Annotated in this window: 25 protein-coding genes; 13 read left to right on the plus strand and 12 right to left on the minus strand. The window is 66.2% G+C overall.

Features of this window, described 5'->3' with window-relative positions; all coding sequences use genetic code 11:
- The first annotated feature begins 75 nt into the window (after nucleotides 1–75).
- The 6 genes from WG901_RS18665 (at nucleotide 76) to arsH (ending at nucleotide 5,335) form a co-directional block, all read left to right on the plus strand.
- Nucleotides 76–1,326 (plus strand): threonine ammonia-lyase, encoded by a 1,251-nt coding sequence (locus WG901_RS18665; protein WP_339588622.1) that lies wholly within the window; start codon nucleotides 76–78, stop codon nucleotides 1,324–1,326.
- 231 nt (nucleotides 1,327–1,557) lie between these two features.
- On the plus strand, nucleotides 1,558–2,412 hold the full coding sequence (locus WG901_RS18670; protein ID WP_339588623.1) for an arginyltransferase: 855 nt from the start codon (nucleotides 1,558–1,560) through the stop codon (nucleotides 2,410–2,412).
- A 314-nt stretch (nucleotides 2,413–2,726) separates the two neighbouring features.
- On the plus strand, nucleotides 2,727–3,056 hold the full coding sequence (locus WG901_RS18675) for an ArsR/SmtB family transcription factor (protein WP_339588624.1): 330 nt from the start codon (nucleotides 2,727–2,729) through the stop codon (nucleotides 3,054–3,056).
- Between the two features lie 10 nt (nucleotides 3,057–3,066).
- Complete coding sequence (arsC, locus tag WG901_RS18680; RefSeq protein ID WP_339588625.1) at nucleotides 3,067–3,492, plus strand: arsenate reductase (glutaredoxin); 426 nt, start codon at nucleotides 3,067–3,069, stop codon at nucleotides 3,490–3,492.
- Nucleotide 3,493: 1 nt separating this feature from the next.
- On the plus strand, nucleotides 3,494–4,570 hold the full coding sequence (gene arsB / locus WG901_RS18685; protein WP_339588626.1) for an ACR3 family arsenite efflux transporter: 1,077 nt from the start codon (nucleotides 3,494–3,496) through the stop codon (nucleotides 4,568–4,570).
- Nucleotides 4,571–4,585: 15 nt separating this feature from the next.
- On the plus strand, nucleotides 4,586–5,335 hold the full coding sequence (gene arsH / locus WG901_RS18690) for an arsenical resistance protein ArsH (protein WP_339588627.1): 750 nt from the start codon (nucleotides 4,586–4,588) through the stop codon (nucleotides 5,333–5,335).
- A 70-nt stretch (nucleotides 5,336–5,405) separates the two neighbouring features.
- Here the strand turns inward: arsH and WG901_RS18695 are convergent, their stop codons facing one another.
- The 5 genes from WG901_RS18695 to WG901_RS18715 form a co-directional block, all read right to left on the minus strand.
- Complete coding sequence (locus tag WG901_RS18695) at nucleotides 5,406–6,113, minus strand: glutamine amidotransferase-related protein (protein WP_339588628.1); 708 nt, start codon at nucleotides 6,111–6,113, stop codon at nucleotides 5,406–5,408.
- Between the two features lie 73 nt (nucleotides 6,114–6,186).
- Entirely contained in the window at nucleotides 6,187–7,596 is a 1,410-nt protein-coding gene (gene glnA, locus WG901_RS18700; RefSeq protein WP_339588629.1) for a type I glutamate--ammonia ligase, read from the minus strand.
- Nucleotides 7,597–7,706: 110 nt separating this feature from the next.
- The gene (locus tag WG901_RS18705; RefSeq protein WP_339588630.1) at nucleotides 7,707–8,045 is read right to left on the minus strand and encodes a P-II family nitrogen regulator; all 339 of its coding nucleotides are present in this window, start codon (nucleotides 8,043–8,045) and stop codon (nucleotides 7,707–7,709) included.
- Between the two features lie 256 nt (nucleotides 8,046–8,301).
- On the minus strand, nucleotides 8,302–9,225 hold the full coding sequence (argC, locus tag WG901_RS18710; RefSeq protein ID WP_339588631.1) for an N-acetyl-gamma-glutamyl-phosphate reductase: 924 nt from the start codon (nucleotides 9,223–9,225) through the stop codon (nucleotides 8,302–8,304).
- Complete coding sequence (locus WG901_RS18715) at nucleotides 9,225–9,629, minus strand: SH3 domain-containing protein (RefSeq protein WP_339588632.1); 405 nt, start codon at nucleotides 9,627–9,629, stop codon at nucleotides 9,225–9,227. The genes argC and WG901_RS18715 overlap by 1 nt, the downstream gene beginning before the upstream one ends.
- Before the next feature lie 131 nt (nucleotides 9,630–9,760).
- On the opposite strand from WG901_RS18715, the gene WG901_RS18720 reads away from it, so the two are divergent.
- Nucleotides 9,761–10,771 (plus strand): zinc-dependent alcohol dehydrogenase family protein, encoded by a 1,011-nt coding sequence (locus WG901_RS18720; RefSeq protein ID WP_339588633.1) that lies wholly within the window; start codon nucleotides 9,761–9,763, stop codon nucleotides 10,769–10,771.
- 1 nt (nucleotide 10,772) lies between these two features.
- On the opposite strand, the gene WG901_RS18725 is transcribed toward WG901_RS18720, so the two are convergent.
- From WG901_RS18725 to WG901_RS18735, 3 genes are read right to left on the minus strand one after another with little or no spacing between them, the layout of a single operon-like run.
- Entirely contained in the window at nucleotides 10,773–11,858 is a 1,086-nt protein-coding gene (locus WG901_RS18725) for a sensor histidine kinase (RefSeq protein WP_339588634.1), read from the minus strand.
- A gap of 45 nt (nucleotides 11,859–11,903) precedes the next feature.
- Entirely contained in the window at nucleotides 11,904–12,800 is an 897-nt protein-coding gene (locus WG901_RS18730) for a DMT family transporter (protein WP_339588635.1), read from the minus strand.
- Nucleotides 12,801–12,810: 10 nt separating this feature from the next.
- Nucleotides 12,811–14,193: a leucyl aminopeptidase family protein gene (locus WG901_RS18735; RefSeq protein WP_339588636.1), complete on the minus strand. Its 1,383-nt coding sequence runs from the start codon at nucleotides 14,191–14,193 to the stop codon at nucleotides 12,811–12,813.
- Nucleotides 14,194–14,248: 55 nt separating this feature from the next.
- Here WG901_RS18735 and WG901_RS18740 point away from each other — a divergent pair, with 55 nt between their 5' ends.
- Together WG901_RS18740 and map are read left to right on the plus strand one after the other, a co-directional pair.
- Entirely contained in the window at nucleotides 14,249–15,082 is an 834-nt protein-coding gene (locus WG901_RS18740; RefSeq protein WP_339588637.1) for a DUF3298 and DUF4163 domain-containing protein, read from the plus strand.
- Nucleotides 15,083–15,122: 40 nt separating this feature from the next.
- Nucleotides 15,123–15,950 carry a type I methionyl aminopeptidase gene (gene map, locus WG901_RS18745; protein ID WP_339588638.1) on the plus strand — a complete coding sequence of 276 codons (828 nt, stop codon included), beginning with the start codon at nucleotides 15,123–15,125 and terminating at the stop codon, nucleotides 15,948–15,950.
- A gap of 91 nt (nucleotides 15,951–16,041) precedes the next feature.
- Here map and ccmB read toward each other — a convergent pair whose 3' ends face one another.
- A complete protein-coding gene (ccmB, locus tag WG901_RS18750; RefSeq protein WP_339588639.1) occupies nucleotides 16,042–16,695 on the minus strand; it encodes a heme exporter protein CcmB in 654 nt (217 codons plus the stop codon).
- Entirely contained in the window at nucleotides 16,692–17,306 is a 615-nt protein-coding gene (ccmA, locus tag WG901_RS18755) for a heme ABC exporter ATP-binding protein CcmA (protein WP_339588640.1), read from the minus strand. Before ccmA ends, ccmB begins: the two co-directional genes overlap by 4 nt.
- Nucleotides 17,307–17,354: 48 nt before the next feature.
- Here ccmA and WG901_RS18760 point away from each other — a divergent pair, with 48 nt between their 5' ends.
- Entirely contained in the window at nucleotides 17,355–17,645 is a 291-nt protein-coding gene (locus WG901_RS18760; protein WP_339588641.1) for a 4a-hydroxytetrahydrobiopterin dehydratase, read from the plus strand.
- Here WG901_RS18760 and WG901_RS18765 read toward each other — a convergent pair.
- Complete coding sequence (locus tag WG901_RS18765; protein ID WP_339588642.1) at nucleotides 17,642–18,430, minus strand: SDR family oxidoreductase; 789 nt, start codon at nucleotides 18,428–18,430, stop codon at nucleotides 17,642–17,644. The genes WG901_RS18760 and WG901_RS18765 overlap by 4 nt on opposite strands.
- 24 nt (nucleotides 18,431–18,454) lie before the next feature.
- A complete protein-coding gene (locus tag WG901_RS18770) occupies nucleotides 18,455–19,072 on the minus strand; it encodes a DNA-3-methyladenine glycosylase family protein (RefSeq protein WP_339588643.1) in 618 nt (205 codons plus the stop codon).
- A gap of 141 nt (nucleotides 19,073–19,213) precedes the next feature.
- Between WG901_RS18770 and WG901_RS18775 the strand changes: the two genes are divergently transcribed.
- The 3 genes from WG901_RS18775 to WG901_RS18785 all read left to right on the plus strand — a co-directional run bounded on the left by WG901_RS18775 (nucleotide 19,214) and on the right by WG901_RS18785 (nucleotide 20,965).
- Nucleotides 19,214–19,531, plus strand: coding sequence for a 2Fe-2S iron-sulfur cluster-binding protein (locus WG901_RS18775; protein ID WP_339588644.1), 318 nt, complete (start codon nucleotides 19,214–19,216; stop codon nucleotides 19,529–19,531).
- A 97-nt stretch (nucleotides 19,532–19,628) separates the two neighbouring features.
- Nucleotides 19,629–20,624 (plus strand): cysteine synthase A, encoded by a 996-nt coding sequence (locus tag WG901_RS18780; RefSeq protein WP_339588645.1) that lies wholly within the window; start codon nucleotides 19,629–19,631, stop codon nucleotides 20,622–20,624.
- A gap of 32 nt (nucleotides 20,625–20,656) precedes the next feature.
- Complete coding sequence (locus tag WG901_RS18785) at nucleotides 20,657–20,965, plus strand: hypothetical protein (protein WP_339588646.1); 309 nt, start codon at nucleotides 20,657–20,659, stop codon at nucleotides 20,963–20,965.
- The last annotated feature ends 420 nt before the right edge of the window (nucleotides 20,966–21,385 follow it).

Here is a 21,385-nt window from a genome sequence, read left to right on the forward strand (position 1 = left end):
TGCGCGCTTGCACAGCCAGTCCCATCATCGGTGTCGCGAATCGACAAGCCTCGAGCTTTCCGGTAGCGCCCGACCATGAACGAAGCCGCTTTCAAGCCCGCTGCAGGCGCCAATGCCCTGCTGACTGCCGACGACGTGCGTGCGGCGGCGCGGCGAATTGCCGGCGCGGTCGTGCGCACGCCGACCTTTCACAGCAAGACGCTGAGCAAGATCACGGGCGCCGAGATCTACGTCAAGTTCGAGAACCACCAGTTCACTGCCGCCTACAAGGAGCGCGGCGCGCTTAATGCCTTGTTGCAGCTCACCGAAGAGCAGCGCGAGCACGGCGTGATTGCCGCTTCGGCGGGCAACCACGCGCAGGGCCTGTCCTATCACGGAACGCGGTTGGGCATCCCCGTCACGATCGTCATGCCGCGCACGACTCCGGTGGTGAAGGTGATGCAGACCGAAGCAGTCGGCGGCACCGTCGTGCTCGAGGGCGAGAGCTTCGACGAGGCTCTGACCCATGCCCGCAAGCTGCAGATCGAACTGGGGCTGACCTTCGTGCCGCCGTTCGACGATCCGTATGTCGCCGCGGGGCAGGGTACGGTCGCGCTCGAGATGCTCGAGGACGTTCCCGATCTCGAGATCCTGGCAATCCCGGTGGGCGGCGGCGGACTCGCTTCTGGCATGGGCGTGATCGCGCGCGATCTGAACCCCGACATCCAGCTGATCGGCGTCGAGGCCGAACTCTACCCGTCGATGTTCAACCTGCTCAAGGGTGCCACCCGCCCCGTGGGCGGCGACACCCTGGCCGAAGGCATCGCCGTGTTCGAACCGGGCAAGATGACTTCGGTCGTGCTCGGCGAGTTGCTCGACGAATTCCTGCTCGTCAGCGAGCATCAGATCGAGGGTGCGCTGGCGCTGTTGCTGCAGATCGAAAAGACCGTGGTCGAGGGCGCGGGTGCTGCCGGTCTGGCTGCCGTGCTGGCCTATCCCGATCACTTCAAGGGCCGCAAGGTCGGCATCGTCCTGTCGGGCGGCAACATCGACACGCGCCTCCTGGCCAACGTCCTGCTTCGCGATCTCGCGCGCAGCGGGCGTCTCGCCCGTCTACGTTTGGTGCTGCAGGATCGCCCGGGCTCGCTGATGCGCGTGAGCCAGGTGTTCTATCGCTACAACGTCAACATCGTCGAGATCGTCCACCAGCGCGTGTTCACGCATCTGCCGGCCAAGGGACTCGTGACCGAGATCGAATGCGAAGCGCGCGACAGCGAGCAATTGAATGCCCTGGTCGAGGCCTTGCGCGCCGAAGGCTTCGAGGTCAGCCAGATGGAGCTGAACTGAGCCGCCCTGGCGGCGGGACGTTGAGCCGGCATTTTTCTAGCGGGAACCGGGGGTTGTCAGCCGATTTACTTGTCATGCGGCAAGTGCCTCGCTGCGAGACACTTGTGCAAAAGAAATGCCCGCCGACCGCAAAATATGGTTAAAAGACTTTGAACTCCGACAGGCCCAATGCATAGTTCGGATAGGCGGTGCGGATCGGCGTGCTGGCCAGGTAGAGGACCTTAAACGCCCGTGACGGCACCCGTTCGCTTTCCCCGGTTCTTTGTCACCAGCCCCGCGCCGTGCCCTTATCTTCCGGGCCGCAGCGAGCGCAAGGTGTTCACCGAGCTCAAGGGGGCGCATTCGGACGCGCTGAACGACGCGCTCGGCCGCATCGGTTTCCGCCGCAGTCAGACGGTCGCCTATCGCCCCTCATGCCTCGATTGCCAGGCTTGCGTCTCGGTCCGTGTCGTCGCGGAAGAGTTCGCGCCTTCTTCCACCCAGAAGCGCAATCTCAAGCGCAACGGCGATCTGATCGCGACCCTTTGCCGTCCCTGGTCGACCAGCGAGCAGTTCGAACTGCTCCAGCGCTACCTGGGCGCGCGCCATCCGGGCGGCGGCATGGCGACGATGGACGAGGTAGACTATGCCGACATGGTCGAGCACACGCCGGTCACGTCCTACGTCATCGAATACCGCGAGCCTTCCGACGACGGCGTGACCCCCGGCAAGTTGGTCGGCGCCTGCCTGACCGACAAGCAGGGCGACGGGCTGTCGATGATCTACTCGTTCTACGAGCCCGAGAACACGACGCGCGAAGGCCTCGGCAACTACATCATCCTCGATCATATCGAGCGCGCCAAGGACAAGGGCATGCCCTTCGTCTACCTGGGCTATTGGGTCGAGGGTTCGGCGCGGATGCAGTACAAGGTGCGCTACCGCCCGATGGAACGTCTCGGCCGCAACGGTTGGGAGCGCATCTCGGCCGAAGAGCAGGACCGCCTGATCCACGGTGCCGCCAACACCCGCCGCGACGAGGCTCCGGCGCTCGAGGGCAGCCACAAGGACGGCATGCCCGGCGGGCAGGGGCAATACCGGCTGGCTTGATCTCTAGGGTTTCCGCCACCGCGCAGGGTTCACGAGTTACGCCCTGTCACCCTGCCTGATCTCCGATTCATCCAGACGGTTCAGCGGCTTGTCCCGCCGCGGACGAGTGACGCCGCAGTGGGCATTAGATCTCGACGGTTCAAAGAGCCGCGGCCGAAGCACCGCGCGGGCATGATGGTCTTTGGCATACGCCATTCGTTCATTGGCTAGGCCCTTGGCGCAAGCCATGACCGCGATCCAAGAAATCGAACAGATATGCATCGGAAAAATACGATGCGTCTTGACGAGTTAATCGCATCGTCTAATTCCGATGCATGCAAACCGATTCCGCCCTCTCGATGCTGGCCGCACTCGCGCACCCTGTACGGCTCGCGACATTTCGCCTCCTCGTGCGGCATGAGCCCGAAGGACTGTCGACGGGACAACTCGTCGAGGAGAGCGGACTGACCCAGAGCACCTTTTCGACCCATCTCGCTGTGCTGGCGAAGGCCGGGTTAGTCGTGTCGGAGAAGCGGGGACGCCAGCAGATCCAGCGGGTCAGCATCAACGCCTTCCGCGACCTCATGCTCTTCCTTGCCAAGGACTGCTGCCAAGGCCGACCCGATCTTTGCGAGCCGCTGCTCGCCGAACTCACCTGCTGCTGAAAGGCCGGGCATGACCACGATCGTCATCTATCACAATCCCGACTGCGGGACCTCGCGCAACACGCTCGCTCTCATCCGCAACTCGGGCGTCGAGCCGCATGTCATCGAATACCTGAAGACGCCGCCTTCGCGTGCGCTGCTGGTCGAGATGATCGAAGCGGCTGGAATGACGCCCCGCGAACTTCTCCGCGAAAGAGGCACGCCTTATGCCGAACTCGGCCTCGGCGACGAGGCATTGACCAACCAAGCGCTGGTCGATGCGATGATGGCACACCCGATCCTGATCAATCGCCCGCTCGTCGTCACCCCGATCGGCGTCAAGCTGTGCCGCCCGTCGGAAGCCGTGCTCGATATCCTCCCCGATGCCCAGCGCGGGGCCCTCGCCAAGGAAGATGGCGAACAGGTGATTGACGCTGCTGGTCAGCGCGTGAACTGACATGGCCTCCGCAGTCGAAGCCGCACCCGCCAAACCGGCGATGGGCCTGTTCGAGCGCTGGCTCACGCTCTGGGTCGCGCTGTGCATCGTTGCCGGGATCGCGCTTGGCCATGTCGTGCCGGCCGCATTTGCCGCCATCGCCTCGGCCGAGGTCGCACGGGTAAATCTTGTCGTCGCGGTCCTCATCTGGCTGATGATCGTGCCGATGCTGCTCAAGATCGATTTCGGGGCACTGGGCTCTGTGCGTCAGCACTGGCGCGGCGTCGGTGTGACGCTCTTCGTCAACTGGGCCGTGAAGCCGTTCTCGATGGCCTTGCTGGGCACGCTTTTCCTCGGCTGGCTCTTCGTACCTCTGCTCCCGGCCGGCCAATCCTCATCCTACATCGCCGGTCTGATCCTGCTCGCCGCTGCACCCTGCACGGCGATGGTCTTCGTGTGGTCGAACCTCTGCGATGGTGATCCGACCTATACGCTGAGCCAGGTCACCTTGAACGATCTGCTCATGGTGATCTTGTTCGCGCCGATCGTCGCCCTTCTGCTCGGTGTCGCCTCGGTCACGGTGCCCTGGGCAACGCTGTTGATCTCGGTCGGGCTCTATATCGTCGTGCCCGTTATCGTGGCGCAGCTTCTGCGCCGATCGGTCTTGGCGTCGGGCGGCCAGCCCGCGCTCGATCGTCTGCTCGCTAAGTTCGGCCCGCTATCCTTGATCGCCCTGCTGACGACGCTCGTCCTGCTCTTCGGCTTTCAGGGCGAGCAGATCGTCACGCAGCCGATCGTCATCGCCCTGATCGCGGTGCCAATCCTGATCCAAGTCTATCTCAACGCGGGCATCGCCTACCTGCTGTCTCGCCAGCTCGGCGTGGCCTGGTGTGTCGCCGCGCCCGCTGCGCTGATCGGCGCGTCGAACTTCTTCGAGCTTGCGGTCGCCGCTGCCATCTCGCTGTTCGGGCTCAACTCTGGCGCCGCCCTGGCGACGGTCGTTGGGGTGCTGGTCGAAGTGCCCGTCATGCTCTCGGTAGTCTCGATCGTGAAGCGCACCCGCCGCTGGTACGAGCGCGCCGCGCCAGCGCGCCGATGATCTCAGGAATAAATCATGTCACGCCTGCACACCCTCTCCGATCCTGACCTGTTGCCCGCGTTGGATGGCCGTTTCACGATCGATAGATCCGATCTCGGTCTGGGCGACGATCAGCCGCCGCCGCGTATCCTCCTGCTCTACGGCTCGCTGCGCGAACGCTCGTTTTCGCGCTTTGCCGTCGAGGAGGCGGCACGTCTTTTGCGGCTCTTCGGCGCGGAGACCCGCATATTCGATCCGTCCGATCTTCCGCTGCCGGATCAGGTGGCCGGCGACGACCACCCGGCTGTCCACGAGCTGCGCGAGCTGTCTATATGGTCCGAAGGGCAGGTCTGGTGCAGCCCCGAGCGGCACGGCGCGATCAGCGGCATCATGAAGGCGCAGATTGATCATCTGCCGCTGGAGCTGAAAGGAATGCGCCCGACTCAGGGGCGGACGCTTGCCGTGATGCAGGTGTCCGGCGGCTCGCAATCGTTCAACGTCGTCAACACGTTGCGCCTGCTTGGCCGCTGGATGCGGATGTTCACGATCCCCAACCAGTCCTCGATCGCCATGGCCTACAAGGAGTTCGACGAGGCGGGGCGCATGAGGCCCTCAAGCTATTACGATCGCATTGTCGACGTCATGGAGGAGCTTGTGCGGTTCACGATCCTGATGCGCCCGCACGCGAAGCACATCGTCGATCGCTATTCAGAGCGAAAGGCATTGGGGACGGAAATCGATCCGTCGGCGCAGCGGGCCAGCGCAGCTTTGACAGACGGGAGTTAGCGCCGACGTAGGCACTTCGGCGGCCCAAACCAGACTGTCGGCACCCAACGACATGGCAAGCCGAGACCGCCTAGGCCTCCCCCAACGCCTTCGTCAAAAAGCTCCGGATCCAGCCCGCCGCGCGCACCTGATCGTTCGGCTCGCGCAGGCTTGCCACGGCGCGGTCGACCTCGGTATCGCTGAGGCCGTTGCCCCGGCGGGTCTCCGCCAAAGCCATCGCATAGTCCGGCTCGAACTCGGGATGGAGCTGGAGCGAGATCGCCCGCTGGTCGCGCCAGGCGAGCATGCCGAAGGGCGAGAAGGTGCTGGCGGCGATCACTTCGGCGTTCGGTGGCAATTCCACGACCTGATCCTGGTGCGAGGCGGGCAGGGTGATCGTGCGGGCGCCGCCAAGCCAGGGCTCGTTCTGCAGCACGTCGTAGCGGTGCGCGCCCTGACCCCAGCCGTGGGGTGACTGGATCACCTTGCCGCCGAAAGCCTGGGCCATGATCTGGTGGCCGAAGCAGATGCCGACGAGCGCGGCGCGTCCGCGCGTCTGCTGGAGAAATTCGGTCAGCTGGCCGATCCACGGCAGATCTTCATAAGCGCCGTTGGCCGAACCGGTGAGCACATAGGCGGGGCAGGCTTCGGGCCGATCGGGCAGGTGGCCTGCCTGCACGTCGTAGACCGCATAGTCGTAGGCGCTCTCGCCGAGCAGCTTTTCGAACATGGCGGGATAGCTGCCGAAATGCTCGAGACCGGCGGGCGGGGTGCCAGTCTTCAGAATGCCGAGCTTCACGTATCGTCCTTCCGAAAGAAAAAGGGCGCCCGGATCGCTCCGGACGCCCTTCTCGGTGATCGTTAAGCCGCGATCAGAGGCTGTAGTACATGTCGAATTCGACCGCCGACGGCGTGGTTTCCCAGCGCATCACTTCGGGCCACTTCAGTTCGATGTACGCATCGATCTGGTCCTTGGTGAAGACGCCGCCCTGGATCAGGAAGTCGTGGTCGGCTTCGAGCGATTCCAGCGCTTCGCGCAGCGAGCCGCAGACGGTCGGAACCTGGGCGAGCTCTGCCGGCGGCAGATCGTACAGGTTCTTGTCCATGGCGTCGCCCGGGTGGATCTTGTTCTTGATACCGTCGAGGCCGGCCATCAGCAGAGCTGCATAGCACAGGTAGGGGTTGGCCATCGCGTCGGGGAAGCGGAACTCGACGCGCTTCGCTTTGGCACCGGTGCCGTAGGGAATGCGGCACGAGGCCGAGCGGTTGCGTGCCGAATAGGCGAGCAGCACGGGGGCCTCGTAGCCCGGCACAAGGCGCTTGTAGCTGTTGGTGGTCGGGTTGGTGAAGGCGTTCAGCGCCTTGGCGTGCTTGATGACGCCGCCGATGAAGTAGAGGCACATGTCCGACAGGCCGGCATAGCCGTTGCCGGCGAAGAGCGGCTTGCCCGCTTCCCAGATCGAGATGTGGGTGTGCATGCCCGAACCGTTGTCGGTCTTGATCGGCTTCGGCATGAAGGTTGCCGTCTTGCCATAGGCCTGGGCGACCTGCTGCACGACGTACTTGTAGACCTGCATGCGGTCGGCGGTCTGGACGAGCGTGCCGAAGGTCAGGCCGAGCTCGTGCTGAGCCGAGGCGACCTCGTGGTGGTGCTTGTCGCAGGGAAGGCCCATCTCGATCATCGTCGAGACCATCTCGCCGCGGATATCGACGCACGAGTCGACCGGCGCGACGGGGAAGTAGCCGCCCTTGGCGCGCGGACGGTGGGCGAGGTTGCCGCCGTCGTAGTCGCGGTTCGAGTTGGTCGGCAGCTCGATGTCGTCGATCTTGAAGCCGTTGCCGTCGTAGCCGTCGTAGAACTTGACGTCGTCGAACAGGAAGAACTCGGCTTCGGGGCCGACGTAGACGGTGTCGCCCACGCCGCTCGACTTGACGAAGGCTTCGGCGCGCTTGGCGGTCGAGCGCGGGTCACGCGCATAGAGCTCACCCGACGAAGGCTCGACGATGTCGCAGACGACGATCAGCATCGGCGTCGCCGAGAACGGATCGATGTAGACGGCGTCGAGGTCGGGCTTGAGGATCATGTCCGACTCGTTGATGGCCTTCCAGCCTTCGATCGACGAACCGTCGAACATCAGGCCGTCTTCGAGCTCATCCTCGCCGATGAGGCCGGCGACCATGGTCAGGTGCTGCCACTTGCCCTTGGGATCGGTGAAACGCAGATCGATCCATTCGATCTCTTCTTCCTTGATCCGCTTGAGGATGTCGCTTGCCTTGCTCATGCTTCGCCTTTCTCGTCGCTCCGGCTGGAGCCATTCTGGGAGTGGATTGATAAAGGATTGCGACGGAGCCTGATCGCGGGATCAGGATGTTCCGTCGCGGAATGTCGGGATCAGATCGCGTCTTCGTTGCGCTCTCCGGTGCGGATGCGCACGGCGCTTTCGATCGGGATCACGAAGATCTTGCCGTCGCCGATGCGGCCGGTCTGGGCGGCGGCGGCGATCGCTTCGACCACGCGTTCGGCCAAGCTGTCGGGCACGACGACCTCGAGCTTCACCTTGGGCAGGAAGTCGACGACATATTCGGCGCCGCGATAGAGCTCGGTATGGCCCTTCTGGCGGCCGAAGCCCTTGGCCTCGGTAACCGTGATGCCGGACACGCCGACCTCGTGAAGGGCTTCCTTCACTTCGTCCAGCTTGAACGGCTTGATGATCGCTTCGATTTTCTTCACGGCTTTGTAAAACCCCCGCGCAGTGAACCGGCGCCGCCTTTCGAGCAGCCCGGCCGTCCAAGTGCCCGTTTACGATCTATCAAGAATCGTGCCAGAGCGATGAGAAGCGTTTAGGCAAAGCCGCGTGTGCGCGAAAGGGTGGAATCATAGGATTCGCGCCTTGTAATGCGGAACCGCGACATTTTTGCACAACACGTCGCCAATATTATTGCTCAAAATTTCAGCACTGCTGCCTAAAAATTGAGCAATTCGTTCTTCAGAGCACGAGGCCGGCGGTTTCGGGCAGTCCCGCCATCAGGTTGAGGTTCTGCACGGCAGCGCCGCTGGCTCCCTTGCCGAGGTTGTCGAGCACGGCCACCAGCCGCGCCTGGCTGCCGTCGCGGGCGCCGAACACGTAGAGGTCGAGCTTGTCGCTCGGCGCCATCGAGCGGCGCAGCAGCAGTTCGTCGGGTGTGTCGGCGTGGACGGTGACGATCGGGCTGCTGGCGTAGAAATCGGCGAGACAATCGCGCAGTCCGTCGGTCGGCGCCGAGCGCGGCATCATGCCCAGGTGCAGCGGCACTTCGACGACCATGCCGCGATGCGCCGGGATTACCGCCGGCGCGAAGACCGGCGCATGGGCGAGCCCGGCGAATTCGGTCATCTCGGGAACGTGCTTGTGGCCGAGTGCGAGGCCGTAGTCGCGGAAGGCGACGTCGGTGTCCTCCTCGAACCGGCCGATCAGTGCTTTGCCGCCGCCCGAATAGCCCGAGACCGCGTGGCAGACATAGGGCCAGTCCGAAGGCAGCAGGCCCTGGCGGATCAGCGGTGCGAGTAGCGCGATGAAGCCGGTCGGGTAGCAGCCCGGATTGCTGACGCGCTGGGCCTGGGAAACCTTGTCCCGGCCGATGACTTCGGGGAAGCCATAGGTCCAGCCCTGCGCCACGCGATGTGCCGAGGAAGCATCGATCACGCGCGTGGACGTGTTGTCGATCATCGCCACGGCGGCCTTGGCGGCATCATCGGGCAGGCAAAGGATTACGAAGTCGGCCGCGTTCAGCGCCTCGGCGCGCGCGGCGTCGTCCTTGCGGCGATCCTCGGGCAGGGTGATCAGCGAGAATTCGCTGCGGCCCGCAAGCCGCTCGCCGATTTCGAGACCGGTGGTGCCCACCGCCCCGTCGATGAACACGCTCTTGGTCATCAGGCGACGCCTTCCAGATCGGCGAGCGGCACGTAGCCCACGGGCCCGTCCTCGCCATGTTGCCCCCAGGCCCAGCCGCCGGCGATGTCGAGCACGTCGAACTGGCTGCCGCCGGGCAGCAGACAGATTTCCTCGGCCTCGAGCTTGCCCGCGGCGCGCAGCGATGCGCCGGCCGCGGCGACGGTGTGCGGCATCGGCACGGCATAGTGCGGCACGAAATAGCGGCCGGCGAGCTTGATGTGCGCCAGGTCCCCGCGGACCGGCAGATGGCCGGCTTCGGCGGTCACGCTGGGGCCGGCAAGCGAGAGCATGCCGGTCGGAAGATCAATACGCGTATGGCCGTCGAGTGCTGACAAATGCTGGCTTCCCGGAAAATCGAAGATCGGCGCGCTTATATCGGTCATGGCATCGACGCAAGTTCGAGGGCGATTCGCCGGATTGGCATGGCTTCATGCGCTGCGCCCCGCGACCGAATCGGTCAAGTCCGCGTGGACCGGGCCTGCTAGGACATAGCCGTGAAAAGGATGGGAAAACGATGACCAGAGCCATGCGTCTGCGCCAGCCGGCAAACCTCGACAATTTGCGGATGGAAACGGCCGAGGCGCCGCCGCCCGGTCCCGGCGAGATCAAGGTGCGCGTTCGCGCCGCCGCACTCAATTTCCGGGACGGTCTGGTGGTGGGCGGTTTCTTTCCCGTAGCCGACGGGCTGATCCCGCTGTCCGACGGCGCCGGCGAGGTGATCGCCGTGGGGGAAGGCGTGACCGCGTTCGCGCCGGGCGAACGGGTTGTCAGCACCTTCCACCCGAACTGGCTCGACGGGCACATCGAGAAGAGCGAACTGACCAACAGCCCCGGGGGACCGGCCCAGGGCTTCGCCTGCGACGAGACGACGCGGCCTGCGACGCATTTCACCCGCGCGCCGGCGGGCTACTCTTTCGCCGAGAGCGCATCGCTGACCTGCGCCGGGGTCACCGCCTGGCGCGCGGTGGTGACCGACGGGCGGGTTAAGCCCGGCGCGACGGTGCTGGTCCAGGGGACGGGCGGCGTCTCGCTGTTTGCGCTGCAGTTCGCCAAGGCGGCGGGTGCGACGGTGATCGCCACTTCGAGCAGCGCCGACAAGCTCGAACGCCTGAAAGCACTGGGTGCCGACCACCTGATCAACTACCGCGAAACGGAACAGTGGGGCGAGGCCGTGCTCGCGCTGACGGGCGGGCTCGGGGTCGATCACGTCATCGAAGTCGGCGGGCCGAACACGATCGGCCAGTCCTTCGCCGCCGCGCGCACCGGCGCGCATATCGCGATCATCGGCGCGGTCGGCGGGTTCCAGGTCGACACGATGCCGTTTGCGATCGTCCAGGCCAAGCGGCTCAACCTGCAGGCGGTGACCGTGGGCAGCCGCCGCGATCAGATCGACATGGTTCGCGGGATCGAGGCTTCGAACATCCGCCCCGTGCTCGACCGGTCGTTCGCATTGGAAGACCTCGCCGATGCCTTCCGTCATCTCCAGTCGGGCCGGCATTTCGGCAAGGTCACCGTGGAGATCTGAGTCAGCTTTCCCGCAGGGCCGGCAGCGGCGCGTCGACCGTGCAGCGGAGCCCCGTGTCGGCGAAGATCAGCTCGACTTCGCCGTCGAGCTCGCCGGCCAGGCCACGCTCGATCAGGCGCGAGCCGAAGCCGCGCCGCGCCGGCGGCACGACCGGCGGGCCGCCCGTCTCGCGCCACTCGATATTCAGCCGCTCCGCGCCTCCGCCCGTCTCGTGCCGCGACCATTCGACCGTGACCGTACCGCGATCGTTCGACCAGGCGCCGTATTTGACGGCGTTGGTCGCAAGTTCGTGCATCGCCAGGGTCAGGGTCAGCGCGCTTTTCGGGCGGAGCAGCACTTCCGGCCCGATCAGTTCGACCCGGTGCTCGCTCGGCTGGTAGGGCGCGACCGCCTGGGCCACGGCGCCGCGCAGGCTGGCGCGGGCCCCGCGTTCGCCGGTCAGCAGGTCGTTCGCCTGGGCCAGGGCGATCAGCCGTGCGGAAAAGCGCTCCTGAGCATCGCTCAGATCTTCGGCATTGCGGAAGGTCTGGCGGGCGATCGACTGGACCATCGCCAGGCTGTTCTTCATGCGATGGTTGAGCTCGTGCACGACGAGTTGCAGATGCTCGCCGGCACGGTGGCGCTCGGTGGTCTCCGAGACGATGCAGAGCACGCCGCCGATCCCGCCGCGGTCATCGGGCACGGCCGAATAGGAAATGTCGAAATAGACGGTCTCGCCGTAGCCGTGGCGCTCGATGTAGAACGCGCGGTCCTTGGCCGAGAAGGTCTCGCCGGTCTCGTAGACGCCGCGCAGCAGCGGTTCGAGATCGTCCCACAGCTCGGCCCAGTTCTCACGCGCGGGACGACCCAGCGCGCGGGGGTGCTTGTCGCCGATCGTCTGCGCGTAGGAATCGTTGTAGAGCGCGACGAAGTCCGGCCCCCAGAACAGGACGATTTCGGCATGGGCGCGCAGCAGCATGCCGACGGTGGTCCTCAGGCTGGTCGACCAGGTCTCGGGCGGACCGAGCGGAGACGCGCTCCAGTCGTGCGTGACGATCAGGCTCGCGACGTCCTCTGCTGCCTCGATATCCGCGTCGCTATCCGACATCGTCGAACCTCCACCGTGCCGTGATGGCAGGAATGCGGAAAGGCCTCAATTGTTTCGGCGCAGCATCGGGATGGCAATTCCCAGCAGGATCAGCACCATGCCAGCGAAGTGATAGGCGTGCAGCGCCTCGCCGAGCAACAACGCGGCCAGGCCCGCGCCGATCAGCGGCTGCAGGCTGATGACCTGGCCGGTATCGGCCGCGCCGATCTCGGCCACGGCGCGGTTGAACATCTGGTAGGCGATCAGCGAGGGGAATATGGCGACGTAGAGGATGGCGCCGATCACCGTGGGCGACCAGCGGATCGTCTCGTGGCGCCATTCGAGCAGGGCGCCGGGCAGCATGGCGGCGACGCCGATCATGAAGGTCAGCGTCAGGAAGGCGAGCGGATGGATCGGCGGCCGGCGCCGCAACAGCGAGGTGTAGAAGCCCCAGGCGGTGACCGCGATCAGCACCAGCAGGTCGCCGCGCCCGAACTGCAGCGCGAGCAGCAGCGCGGGATCGGCTTCGAAGATGATCGTCGCGACGCCGACCGCGGCGATTGCGACGCCGATGAGCTGGGCCGGGCGGGGGATACTGCGGAACAGGACGAAGTCGAACAGGAAGACCAGCGCCGGGATCGCCGCCTGGATCAGCAGGGCGTTGCTCGCAGTCGTCTCGCGCAGACCCGAATAGAGCAGGCCGTTGAACGCACCGATGCCCGCGGCGCCGAGCAGCAGGATCATCGGCCAGTTCGCCTTGATCACCGCGTGGTCGGCGCGGATGTGGCGCCAGGCGAACGGCAGCAGCAGGAGCACGCCGCCCGACCAGCGGAACAGTGCGAGCGTCAGCGGCGGGATGTCCTCGCGCACGGCGCGGCCGACGATCGAATTGCCGGCCCAGAGCAGCAGCACGATCATCAGCATCGCGTAGACGCGCGAGCGCGGCATCGTTGGGCTGGTCACGATGACAGCGTCAGCCGTAGCGCGCCTGGAGCAACTTCCAAGACGCGCGCAGGCCCAGCGCGTCGCCACCCTTGGGCCGGCCGGGCTTGCTCGCCGGGCGCCAGGCGAAAGTGTCGAAATGGGCCCAGTCGATGCCTTCGGGCAGGAAGCGGTCGAGGAACAGTGCGGCCACGCTTGCCCCGGCGTAGGGGTTGGGCGAGGAGTTGTTGAGGTCGGCCACGTCGGATTTCAGGTATTCGCGGTAGCCGTTCCACAGCGGCAGGCGCCACGACGGATCGTCGCAGGCTTCGCCGGCCTGGAGCAGGCCTTCGGCCGTCGCGTCCTCGCGGGTGAACAGTGCGGGCAGGTCGGGCCCGAGCGCCGAGCGCGCGGCGCCGGTCAGGGTGGCGAAGTCGAGGATGAACTCCGGCTTGTCTTCGCCCGCGCGGGTCAGCGCATCGCCCAGGATCAGGCGGCCCTCGGCGTCGGTGTTGCCGATCTCGACCGAGATTCCGGCGCGCGAGCGCAGCACGTCGCCGGGGCGGAAGGCATTGCCGGCGATCGCGTTCTCGACCGCGGGGACCAGCAGGTGCAGCCGCACCTTGAGTCCGCTTTCCATGATCAGCCGCGCGAGCGCGAGCGCGTGCGCGGCGCCGCCCATGTCCTTCTTCATCAGCAGCATGCCCGAGCTCGGCTTGATGTCGAGCCCGCCCGAATCGAAGCAGACGCCCTTGCCGACGACGGCGATCCGCGGGTGCTGGGCATCGCCCCATTCGAGCTCGATCAGCCGCGGCGCCTTGGCGCGCTCGGCCGCGCGGCCGACCGCGTGGATCATCGGATATTCGCGTTCGAGCACGTCGCCGCGGGTGACGCGCAGCTCGGCGTTATGAGCCTTGGCCAGCGCCTCGGCCTGGGCTTCGAGCTCGGCGGGGCCCATGTCCTCGGCGGGCGTGTTGACGAGGTCGCGCACAAGCGCGGTCGCCGCAGCTTCGGCCAGCGCCGCGTCGATCGCCTTGACCTCCTTGGTCAGCAGGACGCGCGCGCCTTCCTTGGCCTTGTCGGCCTTGTAGCGGTCGAAGCGGTACTGGCCGGTGACCCAGCCGAGCAGCGCTGCGCCGGGATCGCCATCCACCAGGCGATAGCTACCCGCGGGCAGCACCTCGGCGAGCTTGGCCAGGCACCATGACGACAATTTCGCCGGATCGGCGACCCCGGCGACGACGAACCAGGCATCCCCATCGGGCACGATCGCATGGGCATAGCCATCGCCCTCGAACCTCTGCGCCGCCAGCGCCGCGCGTTGCGGCGCGGAGAGCGTCTTGGTGAAGTCTTCGAGGCCCTTTTTGTCGACGAGATGGATCGCCGTGGCCTGCTGCCCGCGGTCGGGCTGGATCAAAGTGTGCTTGTCGGACATTGTGCTGCGGAGCTTTGCCGAATGGCGCGCGCCGTTGCGAGAGGAAAAAGCACGAATGTCGATCTCCCGAACCGCCCTGCTGTCCGCCGTCGCGTTGGGAATGCTCGCCGCCGGCTGTTCGAAGGAGAAGCAGGAGACCCCTGCCGCGCTCGCCAGCAAGGGCGCCGACGTGCCCAAGGTCGCAGCGCCCAGCGAGGCCGGGGCGGCCCAGCCCGGTGCGGCGCGCGAGGTCAAGCAGAGCAATCCGCTCTTCGAATTCGCCTATTCCTATCCCGCGCCGGTCGGCGCGATCCCGGACCTCAAGGCACAGCTCGACGGCGAGCTCGAGAAGCTCAAGACCGAACTGGCCAAGAACGCAGAGGGTCAGAAGGCGGAGGCCAAGAAGGAAGGCTTTCCGTTCAACCCGCTCGGCTCCTGGGTCGAATGGAAGGTCGTCACCGATCTGCCCGGCTGGCTCAGCCTCTCGGCCGACATCAGCGACTATCAGGGCGGCGCGCATCCGAACCACGGCTTCGATGCGTTGGTCTGGGATCGTCAGGCGAACCAGCGGCGCAAGCCGATCGACCTGTTCACCTCGAAGGCGGCGCTGGCCCAGGCCATTAGCAAGGACTTCTGCGCCGCGCTCGATCGCGAACGCGCCAAGAAGCGGGGCGGAGAGTCCATCGGCGACGCCGTGCCCGAGTTCTCGAAGTGCATCGATCCGGCCGAGTCGACGATCATTCTCGGCTCGTCGAACCGCAAGGCTTTCGACCGCATCGGCGTGCTGATCGCGCCTTACGAGGCGGGACCTTATGCCGAGGGCAACTACGAGGTGACCCTGCCCGTGACCCCCGCGGTGCTGGCGGCGGTGAAGCCCGAATTCCGCTCGACCTTCGTGGCGAAACGCTGACGGGCTCGCAATTCGGGGCGGTTGTCGCTACATGCGCGGCATGACTCAGTACCAGATTGTCACGGCCGACGAGACCGTCCTGCGCGACGGCACGATCAAGTTGCATGGCCCCGAGGCCTTCGAGGGCATGCGCAAGGCCGGCCGCCTCGCCGCCGATATTCTCGATGCCCTGGCGCCGATGGTCCAGCCCGGCGTCTCGACCGAAGAGATCGACGACGTCGTCCGCCAGATGACGCTCGACGGCGGCGCCGTGCCCGCGACGCTCGGCTATCGCGGCTATGCGCACTCGTGCTGCGTCTCGATCAACCACGTCGTTTGCCACGGCATTCCGTCGGACAAGACGCTCAAGGACGGCGACATCGTCAACATCGACGTGACTCCGCTGCTCGACGGCTGGCACGGCGATTCGAGCCGCATGTATCTGGTCGGCGACGTCTCGCTGAAGGCCAAGCGGCTGGTCGACGTGACGCACGAATGCCTGATGCTCGGCATCGAGCAGGCCAAGCCCGGCAATCGCGTGGGCGACATCGGCGCGGCAATCCAGCGCTATGCCGAGGTGAACCGCTATGGCGTCGTCCGCGAGTTCTGCGGCCACGGCCTCGGCCGCCTGTTCCACGACGCGCCCGAAGTGATCCATGCCGCGCGCGCGGGCACCGGCCCGGAGCTCAAGCCCGGCATGTTCTTCACGATCGAGCCGATGATCAACCTCGGCAAGCCGCCGGTGAAGCTGCTCGAGGACGGCTGGACGGCGGTGACGCGCGACCGCTCTCTCTCGGCGCAGTTCGAGCATTCGATCGGGATCACCGAGACGGGCTGCGAGATCTTCACGCTGAGCTCGAAGGGCCTGCACAAGCCGCCTTACGCTTAGCCCGTCATCCCGCGAAAGCGGCGGCCGCTATCGGTTTACTCCGAGATCGCGGATAAGACGGCCAGCGGTCCCCGCTTTCGCGGGGATGACGTTATTGGCGCGCCCCGCGGATCGCCGCACCCGCCGCAAACGGCGCGATCGCCAGCAGGACCAGGCTCACCGCCGCGGTCAGCGCGATGCCGCTGTCGCCGCCCGTGGTCAGGCTGCCCGCGCCGAAGATGAGCAGCGGCACGGCCAGCGGGATCACCAGCAGCCCGGCCAGCGCCGTGCCGCCGCGCAGGCCTGCGGTCAGCGCGGCAACCGTTACGCCCAAGGCCGCGAGGCCGGGTGTGCCGACGAGCAGCCCCAGCTCGACCGTGCGCAGCGCCGTGCCGTCGAGCCCGAGCAGCGCTGCGGCGATCAGGCTTGCGAGCATCAGCGGTGGGCCGAAGCTCAGCCAGTGCGCGAGGATGCGCACGGCGACGATCGATTCCTCGGAAATCCCGCGCAGCGCCCACTGGTCGAAGAAACCGAGCTCGATGTCGGGCTCGATCAGCCGGTCGAGCGGCAGGATCGCCGCTAGCAGCGCCGCCACCCAGATCACCCCGCCACCGGTGCGTGCCAACAGTTGCGCGTCGGGACCGACCGCAAACGGGAACAGCATGGCGACGGCGAGGAAGAACAGCACGGGCAGCACCGGTCCACCGCGTCGGCCGAGCAGCAGCAGCGAAAGGTCGCGGCGGAGGAGGGCGGCAAGCTGGCTCATGCCCGATGGTCGCGCAGGTCGATGGTCTGGCCGCCAGGCAGAGCGACCGGCTGGTGCGAGGCGACGATCACCGTGCCGCCCGCCGCGCGGCGCTCGGCGATCAGCGCTTCGACGAGTGCCACGCCATCCTTGTCGAGCCCGTTGAGCGGCTCGTCGAGCAGCCAGTGGTCGGCGCCCTGGCCGATGACGCGGGCGAGCGCCGCGCGCTTCTTCTGACCGGTCGAGAGGTAACGCACGGGTACGTCGGTCAGGTGCGCGAGGCCCAATCGCTCTATGCGCCGATCGAGCGGCGCCGTGCCGCCGTCGATGCCCTGCCAGAAGGCCAGGGCTTGGCCGAGCGGCAGGTGCGGATCGAGCGCGGGCCGCTCGTCCTGCAAGGCGAAGCTGCCCTGCCAGGTGATCGAGCCCATCGCGCTCGAACCCATGTCGTAGGCGACGAAAGGCTGGAGCAGGCCCGCGAGCATGCGGATCAGGCTGGTCTTGCCGATGCCGTTGGGGCCGGTCAGGTGCAGCGCCTCGCCGGGTTCGAGCCAGAGGTCGAGCGGGCCGAACAGGATGCGGTCGCCCCGGCGGCAGTAGAGTTCCCAGGCGACGAGGCAGGCGGCTTGCATCGGCGCCGGCGATAGGGGAATGGTCGCGCCCTGCCAAGGAGAGCGCTGATGGCCATCCCCCGTCTCACCCATGAAGAACGCGATGCCGCGCTTGCCGAATTGACCGGCTGGGCGCTGCGCGACGACGGCCTGGCCATCGTCCGCACGTTCAAGTTCGCAGATTTCGCCGAAGCCTTCGGCTTCATGACGCGCGCCGCGATCGAAGCGGAGAAGGCCGATCACCATCCCGAATGGTTCAACGTCTACAACCGCGTCGAGATCACGCTGACGACGCACGACGCCGGCGGACTGAGCGTGCGCGACGTGTCGCTGGCGCGGCTGATCGACGGCTTCGTCTAACTTCCCACGATCCGCTTGCCGCGTTGGCGGGCGAGGCTCGGCGCCCATTTCGCCACGAAGGCCAGTTTGCGCGCGGTCTTGCCGATCAGGGTGTGCAGCCGCTTGCCGTGGACCGCGGCCCAGGCGGCCTCGGCGACGGTCTCCACGGGCGTGAATTCGAGCCCTGCTGCGACCACGGCGTCGCGCTTGGCGCGGTTGGTCGTGGCATTGGCCGGGCCGGCCAGCAACGGCGTGTCGATGAAGCTGGGCATCAGCGAGCGGACCATGATGCCGTCGGCCTCCCATTCGCCGTCGAGCGCTTCGGTCACCGCGCGGACCGCGAACTTGGTTGCCGAATAGACCGCCAGCCCGCCGGTGCCGTAGAGCGCGGCGGCGCTCGCCGTGTTGAGCAGGCAGGAGCCGGGCGCGCTCCGCTTGAGATGGACATGGGCGGCGCGGGCGCCGTGGAGCACGCCGCGGAAGTTGACCGCGATCAGCCGGTCGATCTCCTCGTCCGAATGGTCGAGCAGCGGCCCGCCATAGGCTAGGCCGGCATTGTTGAAGACCACGTCGATCCGGCCGGCCTGCGTGGCGAACGCGGCCAGCGCTGCATCCCATTGCGCGCGGTCGCGCACGTCGAGCGGATGGGCCGAGCCTGCGCCGACGGGTAGCAGCGCCAGCGTCTCGTTCATGCCGGCGCCGTCGACGTCGCCCAGGCCCACGCGCCAGCCGCGCGTGGCAAAAAGCTGCGCCACCGCCCTGCCGATGCCCGATGCGCCGCCGGTGATGAAGATCGCCTTGGTCATCGACGCCCCCCTCGTCGTGCCCGCTCAGAGCGCCGGATTGTTGTAGACGTGCCAGGTGAAAATCGCCGCGGCACCACGGTGCGGGCGCCAGGCCTCGGCGAGTTCGCGCGTAAGCTTCTCGCTCGGGCGCTCGTCGAGCCCGAGCAGCTTGTGCAGCCCCGCCTGGACCGCGAGGTCGCCCGCCGGCCAGATGTCGGGGCGGCCTTCGGCGAAGAGCAGGTAGATCTCGGCCGACCAGCGGCCGATGCCCTTGATCTGCACGAGTTGGGCGATCGCTTGCTCGTCGTCGGCAGGCAGGTTCTCGAGGTCGAGTTCGCCGCCGGTGACCAGTTCGCAAAGCGATCGCGCATAGCCCTGCTTCTGGCGCGAAAGCCCGCAGGCGCGTAGCGAATCGAAGTCGGCGGCGAGCAGGGCTTCGGCCGCCATGTCTTCGCCGAGCAACGCTTCGAGCTTGGCCCAGACCGAGGCGGCGGCGGCCACGCTGACCTGTTGGCCGACAATTGTGCGAAGTAGTGTCGCATAACCGGTTGCGCGAATCCGCGGTTCGGGATAGCCGGCGATCTGCAAGGCCCGGGCGATGGCGGGCTCTTGCGCGGCGATTGCGTCGAGTCCTTCGCGCAGCACTTCCGCTTGCAGTCCCATCGTCGCTCCGATCCTTTGGCCGTTCATTTGCCGACAACCTCGGCCTGCCATAGGGTGGTAAAGCCAGCTTGCCAAAGGCCTTGGCAGCGATTAGTCGCCCGGCCAAACCGATATAGAGTGTATCAAAGGGGAATTAGGGACATGCCGCAGATTACTGTCGTCGATCAGGCCGGTGCGGAACGCGGCGTCGAGGCTCCGCTCGGTCGCACGCTGATGGAAGTCATTCGCGACAACGGCTTCGACGAGCTTCTCGCGCTTTGCGGCGGCTGCTGCTCCTGCGCCACTTGCCACGTCCACATCGCGCCCGACTTCATGGACAAGATCCCGGCGATGTCCGAGGACGAGAACGACCTGCTCGACAGCTCGGACCACCGCAACGAATATTCGCGCCTGTCGTGCCAGGTGCCGGTGACCGACGCGCTCGAAGGCCTGAAGGTCACGATCGCTCAGGAAGACTGATTGCTGCCATCGTCCCGGCGCAGGTCGGGATGATGAAGATCGAGCGGGCCGCGCGAGGGCATTGATCCCGCGCGCCCGCCGCTCTACCTCGTCACCCATGACAGCACCCGTCGCTCAGCCCAGCTCGCTCGATCTCATCGGCAACACCCCGCTCGTCCTGCTCAAGGGGCCGAGCGAGGCCGCCGGTTGCGAGATCTGGGGCAAGTGCGAATTCGCCAATCCGGGCGCCTCGGTGAAAGACCGCGCGGCGCTGTGGATCGTGCGCGACGCCGAGGCCAGGGGAACGCTCAAGCCCGGGGGCACGATCGTCGAGGGCACCGCCGGCAACACCGGTATCGGCCTGGCGCTCGTCGCCAATGCCCTGGGCTACAAGACCGTCATCGTCATGCCCGAGACCCAGTCGCGCGAGAAGATGGACACCCTGCGCGCGCTCGGCGCCGAGCTCGTCCTCGTCCCCGCCGCGCCGTTCTCGAACCCCGGCCACTTCGTTCATACTTCGCGCCGCCTGGCCGAGGAGACCGAGGGCGCTATCTGGGCGAACCAGTTCGACAACATCGCCAACCGCAAGGCGCACATCGAGAGCACGGCTCCCGAGATCTGGGAACAGCTCGAAGGTCGCGTCGATGGCTTCACCTGCGCTGCGGGTACCGGCGGCACGATCGCCGGCGTCGGCCTCGGGCTCAAGGAGTTCGACGAGAAGATCACGATCGCGCTGACCGATCCGCACGGCGCTGCGCTCTATTCCTACTACGCCCACGGCGAACTCAAGGCCGAGGGCAGCTCGGTCGCCGAAGGGATCGGCCAGGGCCGCATCACCGCCAACCTCGAAGGCGCGCCGATCGACACCCAGTTCCGCATCTCCGACGAGGAAGGGCTCGAATGGGTCGCGCGGCTGCTCAAGGAGGAGGGGCTGTGCCTCGGCCTGTCCTCGGGCATCAACGTTGCGGGCGCGGTGGCGCTCGGCAAGCAGCTCGGCAAGGGTTCGCGGATCGCCACGATCCTCTGCGATACCGGTTTCCGCTACCTGTCCTCACTCTACAATCGCGAGTGGCTCGAATCGAAGAAGCTTCCGGTCTTCCCCTGGCTCGCTTGATATGCCTCGCCTGATCGACTAAACAGGGCGTAATGGCGCAAAAAATCCAGTCGAATCTGGTGGAGCCGGTCGCAACGCCCCAGCCTAACGTGCCTTCGCTGGCGCGTGTGCTGCGTGCTCAGGCCGTCCACCGATTGCAGATCGGCCTGTTCGGGCTTGCTGCCATGTTGCTGCTTGTCGGCCTGGCCAACATCATCATGGATCGCGCGCGGCTGGCCGAAGAGGCCGACGCCATTCCGAGCATGGCTGAAACCCCGGCGGCCAAGGCGGCCAGCGATCCGCTTGCCGACATCGGCGTCGTGCCTGCCGCCGATCCCACGGCGGCAGCCGCCAAGAAGTAAGCCTGCGCGCTTCGCGAGCGCTGCGACTCCGATCCGGGAAATTACGGGATGGCCCCCTCGCGCCGGTGCTCGTGCATGGAACGCGCGCTGACGAGGCAAGGCGCGAAGTCGCGTCGATGCTGCGCAATTTCCCGGCTTTGCGCGCTTTTCGAGATGATCCCCGTATTTTCCCCTGATGCCGTCCGGCGATTAGACATTGGTCGCAGCGCGGGAAATGCGGGATTTCGGGGTGAGTCGAAAATTTGTTTATTTTCAATATTCTAAAATAGAACAAAAAGAGACTGTATAAAGGTTCCCGGCTATCTCGACCGGTTTGAAGCAGAAATTTCCGCCTTTTCCCGGAAAATCCCCTAAAAGCCCTTTTCTGAATCCCGCTCTAACGGTAAGAGGAAATCCTATCGGAACGGATGAACCGCCGCG

The organism is Novosphingobium anseongense, assembly GCF_037482895.1.
Classification (GTDB): Bacteria; Pseudomonadota; Alphaproteobacteria; order Sphingomonadales; family Sphingomonadaceae; genus Novosphingobium; species Novosphingobium anseongense.